The sequence below is a fragment of the Roseococcus sp. genome (assembly GCF_965227005.1).
Lineage (GTDB): Bacteria > Pseudomonadota > Alphaproteobacteria > Acetobacterales > Acetobacteraceae > Roseococcus.
In genome coordinates this window covers 139,103-155,374 of sequence record NZ_CBDDFJ010000008.1, presented here as the reverse complement: position 1 = coordinate 155,374, position 16,272 = coordinate 139,103, and the positions used below count along the sequence as shown (strand labels likewise).

The window sequence follows — 16,272 nt, the reverse complement described above, 5'->3', positions numbered from 1 at the left end:
CTGAGGATGGGACACGTCATGGCACGAACGCACCGCATCGCCGTCATTCCAGGCGATGGAATCGGCAAGGAAACCACACCCGAGGGCCTGCGCGTGCTCGACGCCGCCGCGCGCCGCTTCGGCTTCGACCTGAAGCTCACGCATTACGACTGGTCCTGCGAGACCTATACCAAGACCGGCCGGATGATGCCCGAGGACGGCCTGGACCAGCTGAAGGACAGCGACAGCGTCTTCCTCGGCGCCGTGGGCTGGCCGGGCGTGCCGGATCACACCTCGCTCTGGGGCCTGCTGATCCCGATCCGCCGCGGCTTTGACCAATATGTCTCGCTGCGCCCCTGCAAGCTCCTGCCGGGCGTCTCCACCCCGCTCGCCAACCGCACCCCCGCCGAGATCGACTTCTACGTCGTGCGCGAGAACACCGAGGGCGAGTATTCCTCCATCGGCGGCACGATGTTCCCGGGCACGGACCGCGAATTCGTCTCGCAGCAGAGCGTGCTGACGCGCACCGGCACCGACCGCATCATCAAATACGCCTTCGAGCTGGCCATGAAGCGCCCGCGCAAGAAGGTGACGAGCGCCACCAAGTCCAACGGCATCACCTTCACCATGCCCTATTGGGACGACCGCTTCGCCGAGATGGCGAAGAACTACCCCGAGGTGAAGACCGACCAGTTCCACATCGACATCCTCTGCGCGCATTTCGTGCAGCATCCGGACTGGTTCGACGTGGTGGTCGGCTCCAACCTGTTCGGCGACATCCTCTCCGACCTGGGTCCGGCCGTGGCCGGCTCCATCGGCGTGGCCGCGAGCGCCAACATCAATCCCGAGAAGGCCTTCCCCTCGATGTTCGAGCCGGTGCACGGCTCGGCGCCGGATATCGCGGGGCGCTTCATCGCGAACCCGATCGGACAGATCTGGTCGGGCGCGATGATGCTGGACCATCTCGGCGAGCCCGAGGCCGCCAAGGCCATTACCGATGCCATCGAGAACCTGCTGGCCAATGGCGGGCCGCGCACGCGCGACCTGGGTGGCCAGGCCGGCACGCTCGAGGTGGGCAAGGCCATCGCGGACGCCGTCGCCGCCTCCTGATCAGGACGATGGGGCAGGTGGCCGATGGGCCACCTGCCCGCCTTCCGACAGAGTGCCGGACGGACACTTGAACGACCGTGCAGATGTCGCTACTGTTGCGAAGCGTTGCGAGTGATTCGCAATTGGAGAGAACGATGGGCCAGGACTTCAGCCATATCGCCCGCCGCTGCGAACGGGCCGTTGTGACCGCTTATCGCGAATTGCGCGACGTGGGCACGCCGGATCTGTCGGCCTTCCAGGCCTGTACGACGCTCTATCGCGTGCATCACCCGGAAGCCTCGGTCACCGAGGCGCGGCGCCTGGTTGCCGAATGGGTGGACCACCACGTCATGCGCGAGAGCATGGCGCCGACTCCCGGTTGCGAATGCGACTGAGAATCGTCCGCCTCGCAACCGTCGAGGCGCTCTTTCTCTTTTCCTGACTAACCCGTCAGTCCGGCCAGCCGCTGCGGCAGTTCCGCCAGCCGCTCGGCCTCGGCATTGGCGAAGGCCAGCCGCAGATGGCGCTCCTGCCCCGGCCCGAAGAAGGGGCCCGGCAGGCAGAGCAACCCCTGCTCCGCCGCCAGGAACTCCGCGGCCTTCAGGGCATCGGGCGCGCCCTCGGGCAGGCGCAGATAGGCGAAGTAGCTCCCCATTGCATCGATCCAGCCCGCGTCCAGCGCGGCCCGGCAGGCGGCGGCGCGCTTGGCCATGATCGCGCGATTGCCCGCCCGCCAGTCGCGCAGCGCGTCGATCGCCCAGGTCACCGCCTGCTGGCCTGCGCGCGCCGGGCAGATCTGCAGGGTGTCGATCGCCTTGGCGAGCTGGGCCTGAAAGGCCTCGCCGGCGACGACGGCGCCGAGCCGATGGCCCGGAATGCAATAGGCCTTGGAGAAGCTATAGAGATGGACCAGCACGTCCTTCCAGTCCGGATCGCGGAACAGCCGATGCGGCGGGCTCTGCGCCTCGGTCAGGAAGTCGCGATAGGTCTCGTCGAGGATGAGCCAGATCCCGCGCCGCCGGGCCATTTCGGCGAAGGCCTGGATCACCTCGGGCGGATAGACCGCGCCGGTCGGATTGTTGGGCGTGACGAGCAGGATGGCGCGCGTGCGATCGTCGATCAGCGCGGCGGCGCGCCCGGGGTCCGGCACGAAGCGGTCCTCGGCGCGGCAGGGCAGCGGCCGCGCCTCGATGCCCGAGAGGCTCAGCGCCATCTGGTGGTTGAAGTACCAGGGCGTGGGAACGAGCAGGTTGTCGCCGGGCGAGGCAATGGTCTTCATCGCCATGGCGAAGGCCAGGTTGCAGCCGGCGGTGATCGACACCTGCGCGCCGGTGACCGCCGCGCCGTAGAACAGCGACACATCGCCCGCCAGCGCCTCGCGCAAAGCGGGATCACCAGCGATGGGGCCGTAGCCCGCTCCGGCGCGTGAGCCCGCCGCCTCGGCGAGGCGCGCCAGCAGCTCCGGATGCGGCGGATAGCCCGGCACCGCCTGGGTCAGGTCCAGCGCCGGCCCGTGCTGACCCTGATAGCGCGCCGCCCAGGCGCGGGCGGCGGGGATGGCGGGCTCGGCGGTGGCGAGGATGGTCGGGGCGAAGGGAGGCATGGGCGGCAAACTGGCATCGCCGCACGCGCCTTGGAAGCCGGCGGCGAACCTAATTGGCGCGGATATTGGCCCTTCGGATGGTCTCGCCCCACATCGCGCGCTCGCGCGTGATCCGCGCGGCGAAGGCCTCCGGCCCCTCGAAGGTGGGGGTCAGCCCGTTCTCCAGCAGCCGCCGCTGCAGCGTGGGATCCTGCAGCGCGCGCTCTGTCGCCGCGGCCCAGCTGCGCACCATCTGCGGGTTCATGTTCTTCGGCCCGCAGAGCCCGAACCAGCCCACCACCTCCAGGCCGGGCACGGTGTCCGCCAGCCGCGGCGCGCTCGCGAACTCCGGTACGCCCTGCGCGTCGCCCAGCGCCAGCAGACGGAGTTCCCCACCCTGGATCTGCCGGATGACGTCGCCGAGATTGGTGATGAGCAGGTCGGCCCGCCCCGCGATCACGTCCAGCGCCGCCGGCGCCGCACCTCGATAAGGAACGTGGACCATCTCGATCCCGGCCATCGCCTCCAGCCGCGCGCCGGTCAGGTGCTGGGCCGAACCGACGCCCGCGCTGGCGTAGGAGATCGTCCCCGGCCGCGCCCGAGCGGCCGCCACGACCTCGCCCAGCACCCGGAAGGGGCCACGCGCGCTGGCCACCACGCCATAGGTGGAAAGCGCCATGTTGGCGATGGGAACGAGGTCCTTGCCCGGATCGATCGGCAGCACGGCGCCCGGCAGCTCGGGGCTGATGGTCATGCCGCCCATCGCGCATTGCAGCACCACTGAGCCGTCCACCGGCCCGCGCGCCACGGCCTCGGCGGCGATGAAGCCATTGGCGCCCGTGCGGTTCTCCACGACCGGCCGCTGGCCGAGCGCGGTCCCGATTCCTTCGGCGATGAAGCGTGCCGTGAGGTCCGAGGTGCCGCCCGGCGCGAAACCCGAGAGGATGCGTGGCTGGCGATCCTGCGCCTGGACGGCGATGGGAGCGAGCGCCAGGAGCGCGGCCGTCAGCAGGCGGAGCATGGGCGTTTCCTCTTACTCTTGTTTATTCGGCGCGGATGTTCGCTCCGAGGATCACGTCACGCCAGCTCGCACGGTCGGCGGCGATGGTGCGGCTGAACGCACCCGGCGCCTCGAAGCGCGCGACCAGGCCGTTCTCGGCGAAGCGGCGCAGCGTGGCCGGATCGGCCGTCGCGGCGCGGATCGCCTCGGCCCAGCGGCCGATGACGGCCTCGGGCGTGCCGCGCGCGGCGCAATAGCCGAACCAGCCGCTGACGGCATAGCCCGGCACCGTCGCGCCGATCTGCGGCGCATCGGGAAATGCCGGCGAGCCGATGCCGTCGGCGAAGGCCAGCAGCCGCATCTCGCCGCCGCGGATCTGCTGCATCGCGTCGCCGAGATTGGTGATGATGAGATCCGCCCGCCCGGCCATCACGTCGAGCACGCCCAGCGCGGCGCCGCGATAGGGCACGTGCAGCATCCGGATATTGGCCGCCTGCTCCAGCCGCGCGCCGGAGAGGTGCGAGACCGAGCCGATGCCCGCGCTGGCATAGCTCACCTCGCCGGGACGGGCGCGGGCGGCGGCCAGGACCTCGGCCACGCTGTGGAAGGGCGAGTTCTTGCTGACCACCATCATCTGCGAGGAATGCGCGAAATTCGCGATGGGGATCAGGTCGCGGGAAGGGTCGATGGGCATGTTCGCGCCCGGCAGCTCGGGCGTGATGGTGAGCAGGCCGGTCGCGCATTGCACGATAGTGTAGCCATCCGCCGGGCTGCGCACGGCCTCGCCGGCGGCGATGAAGCCGTTGGCGCCGGTGCGGACCTCGACGACGGGGCGATGGCCGAGCGTGGCGAAGGCGGCCTCGGCCAGGATGCGGTTGATGATGTCGCTCGTCCCGCCGGCCGCGAAGCCGCCCAGGATGCGCGGCGCACGGTCGGGGAAGCCCTGCGCCGAGGCGGGTCCTGCCAGCAGCAGCGCGACCAGGAGGAGGCGCCTCATGGCCGCAGCTTCAGGCCGCTGGGCGTGGGCGAGAGCAGCGGCTGCGCCAGATCGGCGAAGTCGCAGAGCAGGCGACGCGTGTCGCGCGGGTCGATGATCTCCTCGACCCAGAAGGTCTCGGCCGAGCGGAAGGGCGAGCGCAGCTTATTCAGCCGGTCCTCGATCCGCCCGAGCTCCGCCACGGGATCCTCGGCCGCCGCCAGATCGGCCGCATAGGCCGCCTCGATCCCGCCCTCCAGCGGCAGCGAGCCCCAGCGCGCCGAGAGCCAGGCGTAGCGCAGCGAGAAGCGCCCGGCCGGCTGATGCACCACGCCGGCCACGCCGAAGGCGTTGCGGATGATCATGGTGCACCAGGGCACGGTGGTCTGGTTCACCGCAGCCATGGCGCGCACGCCCAGGCGGATGGTGGCCGCCTTCTCCGCCTCCAGCCCGACCATGAAGCCCGGGCAGTCCTGCAGATAGACGATGGGGAGGTGGAAGGTCTCGGCCAGGTCCACGAAGCGGATGATCTTGGCGCAGGCATCGGCCGTCCAGGAGCCGCCGTAGAAGAAGGGATCGCTGGCCATCAGCGCGACGGGCTTGCCGTTGAGCCGCGCGAAGCCAGTGATGATGCTGCGGCCGAACATCTTCCCCATCTCGAAGAAGCTGCCCTTGTCGACGACCGATTCCACGATCGGGCGCATCTGGTAGACGCGGCGGCGGTCGCGCGGGATGTGGGTGAAGAGCTTCTCGTCGCGGCGGTTCGGATCGTCCGCGCATTCGCTGACCGGCGGCGTGCCGTAGACCGAGGACGGCAGGTAGGACAGGAAGCGGCGCGCGGCCTCGAAGGCCTCCTCCTCGGTCTCCGTCGCGTGGTCCACGGCGCCGGACTTGGTCTGGATCTCCCAGCCGCCCAGCTCCGTCTTGCTCAGGTCCTGCCCCAGGCGCTTCACCACCGGCGGGCCGGCGACGAACATCGCGGATTTCTTGGTCATCACCGAGTAATGGCTGGCCGCCAGCCGCGCGGCGCCGAGGCCCGCGACCGAGCCCAGCCCCAGCGCCACCACCGGCACCATGCTCAGATTGGCGCCCGTATAATGATAGAGCGCGCCGCCGCCGACGCCGCCGGGCAGGTTCGCGCGGCCCGTCGTCTCGATGGTCTTCACCGAGCCGCCGCCGCCCGAGCCCTCGATGATGCGGATCAGCGGCAGGCGGAACTCATAGGCCATTCGCTCGGCCATGATCGGCTTTTCGCGGATGGTGGCATCGGCCGAGCCGCCGCGGACGGTGAAGTCGTCGCCCAGCAGGACCACCGGACGTCCATCGACCTTGCCGCGCCCCATGACGCAGTTGGACGGCGTGAGCAGCTTGAGGTTCCCGGCCTCGTCATATTCGGCCTTGCCGGCGATTGCGCCCATCTCGTGGAAGGTGCCGGCATCGGCCATGCCGTCGATGCGCTCGCGCACGGTGAGGCGGCCGCCGGCATGCTGGCGCGCCACCTTGTCGGCGCCGCCCAGCTCCTTCGCATGGGATTCGCGCAGACGCAGCTCGTCGAGCTCGGGTTGCCAGGACATCAGGCAGGCTCCTTCAGCGCCGCTTCGAGCAGCGTTTTCCTTGCGGCTTCCAGAAAGCCGGTATCCATTCGGCCCTCGCGCATCTCCGCGCTGCGGAGTGCCGCGGCGAGGAAGCCCGCATTGAGCTTCACGCCCTCCACGCGGATGGCGTCGAGCGCCTCGGCCAGCCGGGCCAGCGCCTGGGCGCGGGTGGGCGCGTGGGCGACGACCTTGGCCAGCATCGAATCATAATAAGGAGTGACGGTGTCGCCGGAGCGCACCCCGGCATCGACGCGCAGGCCCTGCCCTTCCGCCGGCAGCTCCAGCACCGCCAGCCGGCCCGGAGAGGGAAAGAAATTCTTCGATGGATCCTCGGCGCAAAGCCGCGCCTCGACGGCGTGACCATCGAGGCGGATCTGATCCTGCGTGAAAGGCAGCGCCTCGCCGGCGGCGATGCGGAGCTGCCATTCCACGAGGTCGAGGCCCGTCACCATCTCGGTCACCGGATGCTCGACCTGCAGGCGCGTGTTCATCTCCATGAACCAGATGCTGTCCACGGTCAGCGGCGCGGCGGCGATGAACTCAACGGTGCCGGCGCCGACATAGTTCACCGCGCGCGCCAGGGCGCAGGCGCGGCGGCCGAGTTCGGCGCGCAGTTCCGCGCTCATGCCAGGCGCGGGGCATTCCTCGACCAGCTTCTGATGGCGGCGCTGCAGCGTGCAGTCGCGCTCGTGCAAATGCAGGACATGGCCGTGGCTGTCGGCGATGATCTGTACCTCGATGTGGCGCGCGCTCTCCACAAGCTTTTCCAGCATCACGCGGTCGTCGCCGAAGATCGCGGCCTCGCGGCGCGCGGCGGCCAGGGCGGCGGAGAATTCTTCCGGTGAGCGGACGCGGCGCATGCCGCGACCTCCTCCGCCGCCGATGGCCTTGATCATCACGGGATAGCCGATGCGCGCGGCGGCGGCCGAAAGCCCGTCCTCCGACTGGTCGGCGCCCGGATCGCCCGGCAGGCAGGCCACGCCCGCCTCTTGTGCGATCAGCCGCGCCGCCGCCTTGCCGCCCATGGCGCGGATGGCCTCGGGCGAGGGACCGATGAAGGTGAGCCCGGCATGGCGGCAGGCCTCGGCGAATTCGGCATTCTCCGACAGGAAGCCGTAGCCCGGGTGCACGAAGCGCGCGCCGCTGCGCTCGGCCGCGTCGAGGAGCGCGGGGATGCTGAGATAGCTTTCGCGGGGATGGGCGGGGCCGATGCGCTCGGCGTGGTCGGCGGCCTCGACATGCAGCGCGCCGGCATCGGCGTCGGAAAAGACCGCGATGCTGCGGACGCCCATCTTCCGGCAGGTGCGCGCGATGCGCGCGGCGATCTCGCCGCGATTGGCGATCAGGACGGGGCCCATGAACCTACCGCCGAAGCGTGGCGACAGCCTGGCCTTCCTCGACCTGCTGGCCCTCGGAGACGAGAACCTCGACCACCGTCCCGGCATGGGGGGCAATGACCGGGATTTCCATCTTCATGGATTCCAGGATGAGGATCGGATCGTCCTCGCCCACCGCCGAACCGGCGGGGGCCGCAATCTTCCACACGGACGCGCCGATCTCGGCGAGCACTCTTGTTTCTGCCATGGGACCGTTTCCTCCGCGCCAATAATTGTAGGCTGCGCGTATTTGTGATCAAACTTTCAGCTATGGGCGTTCCTGTCAACACCTCCCCCGAAGAAAGCGTCGCCGCCCAGGTGCATCACCGCCTGAGGCTCGCCCTCATGCGCAGCCGCTTCCACCCCGGCGAGAAGCTGAAGCTGCGCGTCCTGGCCGAGGAGATGGGCGTCAGCTCCATGCCCGTTCGCGCCGCCCTCACCCGGCTCATCAGCGAGGGCGCGCTGGAGCAGCTGGACCGTCGCTCGGTTCGCGTGCCCATCCTCTCCGATGCGCGGCTGCGCGAGGTGGCCGAGCTGCGGATGGATCTGGAGGGCAAGGCCGCCACCCGCGCCGCCGAGCGCGCCACGCCCGAGCAGGTGGACGCCCTGGCCGCCATCCATGCCGGAATGCGCGACGATCGCGTCTGCGGGCGAATGGAGGAGATGATGGTCGCCAACGAGCGCTTCCATCGCGCCCTCTCGTCCATGGCCGAGATGCCCGTGCTGTCGCGCATCATCGAGGGGCTGTGGCTGCAATGCGGGCCGCTGAATGCGGGCATCAAGGAGATCCGCTTCCTGCACCATCCCGATGAGCATCCCCATCACGACGTGATCCGCGCCCTGCGCGCGCGCGACGGTGCGCTCGCGCGCCTCGCCATCCAGCGCGATATCTCCGTCTATGCTGACGCCCTGCTGCGCCGGCTGCCCGCCATCAACGCGGCCGGGCCGAAGCTTGACGAGGCCTGATCCCACCAATCTATGATCACAGATCTGGGCCGATAGAGCCCTCCAGTGGGAGAGATTCATGGCCGAGGCCCTGGCAGGAATTCGTGTGCTCGAGGCCGGCGGCGGCGCCGCCCTTGCCTATGCGGGCAAGCTCTTCGCCGACTTCGGCGCCGAAGTCCTGAAGATCGCCGACCACCACGATCCGATCGCCACGGCCTGGCCCCGCCTCGGCGAGGGCTCCGCGCTCCAGGCCTGGCTGAACACCAACAAGCGCCTGGTCGAGGGCAGCGTCTCGCAGCTGGCGCCGAGCTGCCACGTCCTGCTCGACGCGCGCCCCCGCGGGCGGGAAAGCCTGCCGCGCCACCTCGTCACCACGCGCATCTCCTGGTTCGGCGAACAAGGCCCTTACGCCCATTTCGCCGCGACCGACGTCACCTGCCGCGCTTTGGCCGGCGTCTTCGCCTGCATTGGCCCCAAGGAGGGCCCGCCCTCCATGCTGGGCGGCATGGCCGGCGAGGCGATGGGCGGCATCGCAGCCTTCATCGCGAGCGCGGCCGCGCTCTGGGGCGGCGGCGGACGGCGGATGGAGGCCAGCATCCACGAGGCCAATATCGCCATCGCCGAGTATCAGGCGGCCCAGGCCGTCACCAATCCCGAGGTCGAGCAGCGGCGCGGCGTGAACCGCTTCGCGCCCACCAGCCCGCTCGGCGTCTATCGCTGCCGGGAGGGCTGGCTCGGCGTCACCATCGTCACCCCCGCGCAATGGCGCGCCTTCTGCGAGATGCTGGGCCTCGACGATCTCGCGCGCGACCCCGCCTTCGCCGTCTGGCCCGGACGCCTCGCCCAGGCCGAGCGGCTGGAGACGCTCTTCGCCGAGCGCCTTGCCGCGCGCACCGCCGAGGACTGGTTCGCCGAGGCGCTGGCCCGCCGCCTGCCCTTCGCCGTGGTGCCCGAGATGACGACGCTGCTCGCCACGCCCACGCATCGCGCGCGCGATGCCTTCCAGCGCGTGAAGCTCGGCGCCACCGAGTTCGAGGGGCCCACCTTGCCCCAGCGCCTTACCCGCACGCCGCCGCGCCGCTACGGCATCGCGCCGCTCGGGCCCGAGCCCGCGCCGCCTGCGCCCCTCCTGACCGGCGGCCCATCGGAAAAGCTCCTGCCGTTGCAGGGACTGCGCGTGCTCGACCTCTCCATGGGCTGGGCCGGCCCGGTCTGCACGCGCACCCTGGGCGATCTGGGCGCCGAGATCATCAAGGTCGAGGCGATCCAGTATCCCGACTGGTGGCGGGGCGTGGATCCGCGCCCCGCCTTCTTCGAGCAGAAGCTCTATGAGCGCGACGTGCGCTTCGCCTTCCAGAACCGCAACAAGCGCGGCATCACGCTGGATCTCAGCCGGCCGGAGGGCGCCGCGCTGCTCCAGCGGCTGGTCGCGCATTGTGACGCGGTGATCGAGAACTACGCGCGCGAGGTGCTGCCCAAGCTCGGGCTCGATTATCCCGTGCTGAAGCGTTCCAGGCCCGACCTCGTCATGCTCTCCATGCCGGCCTTCGGCGGCCAGGGCCCCTGGCGCGACGCGCGCGCCTATGGCTCCACCCTGGAGCACGCCTCGGGCCTGCCCACCGTCTCGGGCGCCGCCGATGGGCCGCCGCTCACCAACCAGCTCGCCTATGGCGACCCCGTGGGCGGCATGAACGCGGCGGCCGCGGTGCTGACGGCGCTGCTGCACCGCAAATCCACCGGCGAGGGCCAGCATATCGACCTCGCGCAGGTGGAGTGCATGTTCCCCCTGGTCGCGCCCTGGATGATCGCGCAATCCGCTCTGGGCGACAGCGGGCCGCGCCTGGGCAACCGCCATCCGGACCAGGCGCCGCATGGGGCCTTCCCCTGCGCGGCCGAAGGCTGGGTCGCGATCGCCGTCACCGACGATGGCGCCTGGACGCGGCTCTGCGCCGTGCTGGAGCGAGCGGATCTGGCCGGACTCGACCTCGAGGCCCGCCGCGCGCGCGAGGACGAGCTGGAGGCGCTGATCGCGGCCTGGACCGGACCGCGCGATGCCGATGCCGTGATGGGCGTGCTGCAGGCCAATGGGATCGCGGCCGGGGCGGTGCGCTGGCCGAGCGAGCTGCGGCGCGACGCACATCTGCACGCCCGCGGCTTCTGGCAGGAGGCGGATCGCCCCTTCCTCGGCCCGCACACCCTGCCCTCGGCGCCCATCCGCATGGCCGGCGGGCCGCCGCTGAAGATCGTCCGGCCCGCGCCGACGCTGGGACAGGACAATACCGAGGTCCTGTCGGAGCTGCTGGGGCTTTCGTCGCAGGAGATCGCGGCCCTCGAGGCCGACGGGATCATCGGCACGGAGGCGATCCCGGTCTCGGCGCGCCGGCCCCGCAGCGATCCGCAGGCGCTGGCGCGGACGGTCAATGCGTGACGGTCTATTCCGCCGCTGAGCGTATGCCCCCCTGCGGCACCAGGTGCCGCACCAGCGGCGCGACCTCGTTCTGCAGCAGCGCCAGCGAGTTCTTCCACGCCCCCGGGTTCTCCGAATAATCGAAGCCGAAGACCAGGATGGAGCCGAACCCGCCCACCTCCTCGTAGACCTTGGCCAGCTTCTCCGCGACCGTCTTCGGCGAGCCCACGAGCCAGTTGCGCCGCGCGCAATACTCCACCGTCACGTCGCTGTCGGGCACCTCGGGGCTGTGCTTGAGATATTCGAGGAAGCCGAAATTGGCGAGCAGCGGCAGGAAGTACTCGCCCATCATCCGCCCCATCATCCCGCCCACCGAGAGCCGCCAGGCCTCCTCGTCCGTATCCGCGACGAAGACCTCGCGCACCAGGCGCCAGTCGCGCCGATGCGGCGTGCGGCCCGAGCGGCGCGCGCCCTCCTCCACCGAATCCCAGTGGCTGGAGACGTAGGCGGGGTTGAGGTTGAGGCTCATCGGCAGGAAGCCGCGCTCGCCCGCCAGCTTCAGCGTGTCGGAATTCTTGCTGAGGCCAGCGACGCCGATCGGCGGATGGGGCGCCTGCAGCGGCTTGATGTGCGGCTTGAGGAAGCCGAACATCTGATCGATCTTGTTGACGGTCCAGTACTTGCCCTCATGCCGCCAGGGCCCGTCCTCGGTCCAGGTGCGCAGGATGATTTCCAGCGCCTCGCGCGTCATGTCGCGGTTCTGGCCCGACATGCCGTCGACGTTGAAGGTGGCCCAGTCGCTCGGCAGGCCCGAGGCGGCGATGCCGAAATTCAGGCGGCCGCCCGAGATGTGATCGAGCATGGCCACGCGGTTCGCGAGCTCCACCGGGTGGTGATAGGGCAGCAGGAAGCCGCCGGGGCCCAGGCGGATATTGGTCGTCTCGCGCAGGGCCTGGGCGATCAGCAGGTCTGGCGCGGGGTGTGGCTCCCAGGGCGCGGTATGGTGCTCGCCGATCCAGGCCTCGCGATAGCCCATGCCGTCGAGCCAGCGCAGAACCTGCAGATCCCATTCATGCCCATCGCGCAGCGAGCGCTCGGGCGGATGGGACGGCATCGTGAAGAAACCGAAATCCATGGCGCTCCCTCCGGCAATTCTTGTTGGAAGCGCCGACGGCGCTCCGCCGGCAGCTTAGTCAGCTTGGAGGGTTCACCCAACGGGGCAGCCATGCGGTGCAGCATAACCGCCCCGTCGAGGCCGATCAGCCGCGCACCATCGGACAGCCACCCTCGCTCAGCGGCCGCATGGCCTGCTCCGCCTCGATGGTGCCGGCGAGCTTGTAGAGATCCCAGCCCGTCCGCACCTCAGCCGGCGCCTTCACCTCGAAGAGATAGACCGGGTGGATCTTGCGGCCGTCCTCGCGCACGCGGCCCGCGCCGAGGCAATCGTCATCCGTCGGCATCGCCTTCATGCGTTCGATGGTCGCGCGGCCGGACACCTTGGCCTGGGCGGTTCCCATCGCCGCCGCCGCCTTCAGGTAATGCGTCACCGCCGAATAGGCGCCGGCGTGGTTGGTGCTGGGATAGATGCCGGTCGGCATACGCGGCAGCACGCGCTGGGTGAAGCCGCGGGTGCGGTCATTGAGGTCCCAGTAGAAGGGCTCGGTCGTCAACAGGCCCTGCGCCGCCTCCGCGCCCATGGCGCGCACATCGCCGAGCAGGCAGAGCAGGCCCACCATCTTCATGCGTCGCGTCAGGCCGAATTCATGCGCCTGCTTCACGCAGTTCACCGTGTCCGTGCCGGCATTGGCCAGGCCGAGCACCTTGGCGCGCGACGCCTGCGCCTGCAGCAGGAAGGAGGAATAATCCGTCGTCGCCGGAAAGGGATAACGCGCCTGGCCGAGCACGCGCCCGCCCGCCGCCTCGACCGCGCGGGCCGTGTCGCGCTGGAGCGCGTGGCCGAAGGCGTAATCGGCCGTCAGGAAGTACCAGCTGTCGCCGCCGGCGCGCACCGTGGCCGAGCCCGCGCCATTCGCCAGCATCCAGGTGTCATAGGTCCAGTGGACATGGTTGGGGCCGCAGCGCGGGCCGTGCAGATCCGCCGTGGCCGGGCCGGTCGCGAGGAAGACTTTGTCCTTCTCGCGCGCGAGGTCGGCGACGGCGAGGGCGATGGCCGAGTTGTTCACCTCCAGGATCGCGTCCACGCCCTGGTCGAACCATTGCCGCGCCAGGGCCGAGCCCACATCCGCGCGATGCTGATGATCGGCATGCACCACCTCGACCTGGACGGAGGTGCCGGCGCGGGCGAGATCGTCGATCGCCTGCCGCACGCAAGCCATGGTGCCGAGGCCGGAGAGATCGCGATACGGCCCGGTGAGATCGCCGAGGATACCGAGCTTGAGCGTCGGTGTGGCCTGCGCCCGGGCCCGGCCCATGATCCCGCTCGCGGCCAAGGCGCCGCCGGCCGTCAGGATTGTCCTGCGATGACCCATCATATTTCGTCCGCTCCCAATGGGTCTCGTAACGGACCCCATGGCGGCAATCTGGCGCGGCTCGATGCGTCCGGCAACGACCCGGCGACGCGGTTACACTTCCTGAAAATCGGGCCATGATCGCTCCGCCGTCGCGCAAAAGGCGATGGACGCCTCCTCCTTCCAACTGGGCGAGGTGAAAAATTTCGTCCGTGCATCGCGGGCGGGGAAAATCGCGATCGGCCGCGGGGCGTCCCGCAAGAGCCGGGAATGGGAGCGACGATGACAAGAAACATCCGCCAGGCCTGGCCGGCCGCCCTGCTCGCGGGCGCCCTCGCTCTCGCGCCCGGCGGCGCTGAAGCGCAGGGGACAAATCAGAACCTCACCATCGGTGTCGGCGGCGCCTTCACCACGATGGACCCGCATTTCTACAACGCCTCGCCCAATGCCAGCCTGTCCTCCCATGTCTTCGAGCCCCTGGTGGTGCGCGACGCCCGCGCGGCGCTGACGCCGGGCCTGGCGGAATCCTGGCGCACGATCTCCGACACGGTCTGGGAGTTCCGGCTGCGGGCCGGCGTGAAGTGGCATGACGGGCGCGATCTCACCGCCGACGATGTCGCCTTTACCATCGCCCGCGTGCCCAACGTCCCCAACACGGCCGGCAGCTTCGGCGGCTATGTCCGCGCCATCTCGCGGGTCGAGGTCGTCAATCCGCTGACGGTCCGCATCCACACCGCTTCGCCACATCCGCTGCTGACGGTGGAGCTCGGCTCGATCTTCATCGTCTCGCGCCATGTGGGCGAAGGTGCGGCGACGGAGGATTACAACAGCGGCCGCGCGGCCATCGGCACCGGCCCCTATCGCCTCGTCTCCTACAGCCAGGGCGACCGGGTCGTGATGGAGCGCAACGGCCAGCACTGGGATCGTCCGCAGCCCTGGGCGCGGGTGAACTACCGCATGATCGGCAATGACGCGGCGCGCAGCGCGGCGCTGCTGTCGGGGGATGTGGACGTGATCGACCAGGTCCCCTCCTCCGACCTCGCCAGATTGCGCAGGGACCCGCGGGTCACGATCAGCGAGATCGAGAGCCTGCGGATGATCCATGTCGCGCCCGACTGGTCGCGCCGGGAAAATCCGATCTTCGTCTCCGACACCGCCGGCCGCCCGCTGGCGACCAATCCCTTCCTCGACGCGCGGGTGCGCCGCGCGCTCAACATCGCGATCAACCGCACGGCCCTGGCCGAACGGGTGATGGAGGGCACCGCCGTGCCCAATGGGCAATGGCTGCCGCCGGGCCTCGCCACCTATAATCCCAACGTGCCCGTGCCGCCGTTCGATCCCGAGGCGGCCAGGCGCCTGCTCGCCGAGGCCGGCTTCCCGCAGGGCTTCCGGCTCACTTTGCACACGCCCAACGATCGCTATCCCAATGACTCCCGCGTCGCCCAGGCGGTGGCGCAGATGTGGACGCGCATCGGCGTCCAGACCTCGATCGAGGCCCTGCCCTGGTCCACCTTCAGCACGCGCGCCAGCCGCCAGGAATTCGGCATGCGGCTCACCGGCTGGGGGAGCTCGACGGGCGAGGCCTCGATCGCGCTGGCCAATGTCTATGGCACCTACGACCGCGCGGCGCGGACCGGCTCGGCCAATTCGGGCCGCTACTCCAATCCCGCGCTCGACGCGCTGGTCCGGCGCGCCGTCAGCACGGTGGACGACGCGCGACGCGAGGAGATGCTGCGCGAGGCCGTGAAGATGACGATGGAGGACGACGCCAGCTTCGTCCTCTTCCAGCTCGTCAACTTCTGGGCCGTGCGCAAGGGGCTGACCTATGAGCCCCGGATGGATGAGCGGACGGTCGCCATGTCCGTCCGCCCTTCGGCACCGTAGCGGCTATTCCGGCCGCAATCCGCGGCGGCGGATGAACTCGCCCCAGACCTGGCTGTCGCTGGTCATGCGGGCCTGGAGATCCGCCGGCGAGCCCGACCAGGCGACGAGCAGGTTGTCGGCGAGGCGCTTCTGCACCGTCTCGTCGGCCAGCGCCGCGCGCACGGCCGCGTTGATCTGGTTCACGACGGGCTCGGCCATGCCGGCCGGGCCCACCACGGCGAACCACCCCGGCATGACCGGCGCATCGATGCCCGCCTCGCGCTGCGTCGGCAGATCCGGCAGGACGGGAAGGCGCTGCGCCGCGACGAGCGCCAGCGGCGTCACCGCGCCGGCCCGCACCTGGGCCAAGGCGACGGCGAGCACGAGGATCATCACATCCGTCTCGCCGGTGATGACGCTGGTGAGCGCGGCCGCGGTTCCGCCATAGGGCACATGGGTGAAGGTGACGCCGCTGCGATCGGCCAGCATCTCCATCGACAGATGCGTCGAATTGCCGATGCCCGCGCTGGCATAGGTGAGCTTGCCGGGCTCGGCGCGCGCGCGGCGCAGCAGCTCGGCGACACTCGTGATGCCCGACTTCTTGCTCGCGAGCAGGATGAAGGGCGCGTCCGAGACCGGGGCGACGAAGGTGAAATCCGCCGCCGCGTCATAGGTCAGATTTGGATAGAGATGCGGGTTGAAGGAGAGCTGCGAGACGCCCGGCATCAGCAGCGTATAGCCGTCCGGCGCCTGCTGCTTCAGGCCGTTGATCGCCACCATGCCATTGGCGCCCGGCCGGTTGTCCACCACCACCGGCTGGCCGAGGGCGCGGCCCATCGGCTCGGAGATGATGCGCGCCACCACGTCATTGGCCGAGCCGGGAGGCTGCGGCAACAGCAGGCGGACGGGGCGCGCGGGGAAGGACTGCGCCAGCGCCGGAGCGGCGGCGAGGAAGGGGAGCGCGGCGAGGCCGCGGCGCGAGATCGTCATGC

Annotated in this window: 14 protein-coding genes; 5 read left to right on the top strand and 9 right to left on the bottom strand. The window is 70.0% G+C overall.

Annotated features, from left to right (window positions below):
* The first annotated feature begins 18 nt into the window (after positions 1-18).
* Both ACO057_RS04270 and ACO057_RS04265 read left to right on the top strand, forming a co-directional pair.
* Entirely contained in the window at positions 19-1,089 is a 1,071-nt protein-coding gene (locus ACO057_RS04270; protein ID WP_421989111.1) for a tartrate dehydrogenase, read from the top strand.
* Between the two features lie 134 nt (positions 1,090-1,223).
* Positions 1,224-1,463: a hypothetical protein gene (locus ACO057_RS04265; protein ID WP_421989110.1), complete on the top strand. Its 240-nt coding sequence runs from the start codon at positions 1,224-1,226 to the stop codon at positions 1,461-1,463.
* 47 nt (positions 1,464-1,510) lie between these two features.
* Here the strand turns inward: ACO057_RS04265 and ACO057_RS04260 are convergent, their stop codons facing one another.
* Genes ACO057_RS04260 through ACO057_RS04235 form a run of 6 tightly spaced genes read right to left on the bottom strand, consistent with a single transcriptional unit; the run spans position 1,511 to position 7,805 of the window.
* Positions 1,511-2,671, bottom strand: coding sequence for an aminotransferase (locus tag ACO057_RS04260; RefSeq protein ID WP_421989109.1), 1,161 nt, complete (start codon positions 2,669-2,671; stop codon positions 1,511-1,513).
* Positions 2,672-2,720: 49 nt separating this feature from the next.
* A complete protein-coding gene (locus tag ACO057_RS04255; RefSeq protein WP_421989108.1) occupies positions 2,721-3,671 on the bottom strand; it encodes a Bug family tripartite tricarboxylate transporter substrate binding protein in 951 nt (316 codons plus the stop codon).
* A 22-nt stretch (positions 3,672-3,693) separates the two neighbouring features.
* The gene (locus ACO057_RS04250; protein ID WP_421989107.1) at positions 3,694-4,647 is read right to left on the bottom strand and encodes a Bug family tripartite tricarboxylate transporter substrate binding protein; all 954 of its coding nucleotides are present in this window, start codon (positions 4,645-4,647) and stop codon (positions 3,694-3,696) included.
* Complete coding sequence (locus ACO057_RS04245; RefSeq protein ID WP_421989106.1) at positions 4,644-6,200, bottom strand: acyl-CoA carboxylase subunit beta; 1,557 nt, start codon at positions 6,198-6,200, stop codon at positions 4,644-4,646. The genes ACO057_RS04250 and ACO057_RS04245 overlap by 4 nt, the downstream gene beginning before the upstream one ends.
* A complete protein-coding gene (locus ACO057_RS04240) occupies positions 6,200-7,579 on the bottom strand; it encodes an acetyl-CoA carboxylase biotin carboxylase subunit (RefSeq protein WP_421989105.1) in 1,380 nt (459 codons plus the stop codon). Before ACO057_RS04240 ends, ACO057_RS04245 begins: the two co-directional genes overlap by 1 nt.
* A 4-nt stretch (positions 7,580-7,583) precedes the next feature.
* Entirely contained in the window at positions 7,584-7,805 is a 222-nt protein-coding gene (locus ACO057_RS04235) for a biotin/lipoyl-binding carrier protein (protein ID WP_421989104.1), read from the bottom strand.
* A 62-nt stretch (positions 7,806-7,867) separates the two neighbouring features.
* On the opposite strand from ACO057_RS04235, the gene ACO057_RS04230 reads away from it, so the two are divergent.
* Both ACO057_RS04230 and ACO057_RS04225 read left to right on the top strand, forming a co-directional pair.
* Positions 7,868-8,563, top strand: a complete 696-nt coding sequence (locus ACO057_RS04230) for a GntR family transcriptional regulator (RefSeq protein WP_421989103.1) — start codon at positions 7,868-7,870, stop codon at positions 8,561-8,563.
* 58 nt (positions 8,564-8,621) lie between these two features.
* The gene (locus tag ACO057_RS04225; protein ID WP_421989102.1) at positions 8,622-10,970 is read left to right on the top strand and encodes a CoA transferase; all 2,349 of its coding nucleotides are present in this window, start codon (positions 8,622-8,624) and stop codon (positions 10,968-10,970) included.
* Between the two features lie 4 nt (positions 10,971-10,974).
* Here ACO057_RS04225 and ACO057_RS04220 read toward each other — a convergent pair whose 3' ends face one another.
* Together ACO057_RS04220 and ACO057_RS04215 are read right to left on the bottom strand one after the other, a co-directional pair.
* Entirely contained in the window at positions 10,975-12,084 is a 1,110-nt protein-coding gene (locus tag ACO057_RS04220; protein WP_421989101.1) for an LLM class flavin-dependent oxidoreductase, read from the bottom strand.
* A gap of 124 nt (positions 12,085-12,208) precedes the next feature.
* The gene (locus ACO057_RS04215) at positions 12,209-13,441 is read right to left on the bottom strand and encodes an ABC transporter substrate-binding protein (RefSeq protein ID WP_421989100.1); all 1,233 of its coding nucleotides are present in this window, start codon (positions 13,439-13,441) and stop codon (positions 12,209-12,211) included.
* Between the two features lie 258 nt (positions 13,442-13,699).
* On the opposite strand from ACO057_RS04215, the gene ACO057_RS04210 reads away from it, so the two are divergent.
* Positions 13,700-15,301: an ABC transporter substrate-binding protein gene (locus tag ACO057_RS04210; protein WP_421989099.1), complete on the top strand. Its 1,602-nt coding sequence runs from the start codon at positions 13,700-13,702 to the stop codon at positions 15,299-15,301.
* Positions 15,302-15,304: 3 nt separating this feature from the next.
* Here the strand turns inward: ACO057_RS04210 and ACO057_RS04205 are convergent, their stop codons facing one another.
* The gene (locus ACO057_RS04205) at positions 15,305-16,270 is read right to left on the bottom strand and encodes a Bug family tripartite tricarboxylate transporter substrate binding protein (RefSeq protein WP_421989098.1); all 966 of its coding nucleotides are present in this window, start codon (positions 16,268-16,270) and stop codon (positions 15,305-15,307) included.
* Positions 16,271-16,272: the final 2 nt, after the last annotated feature.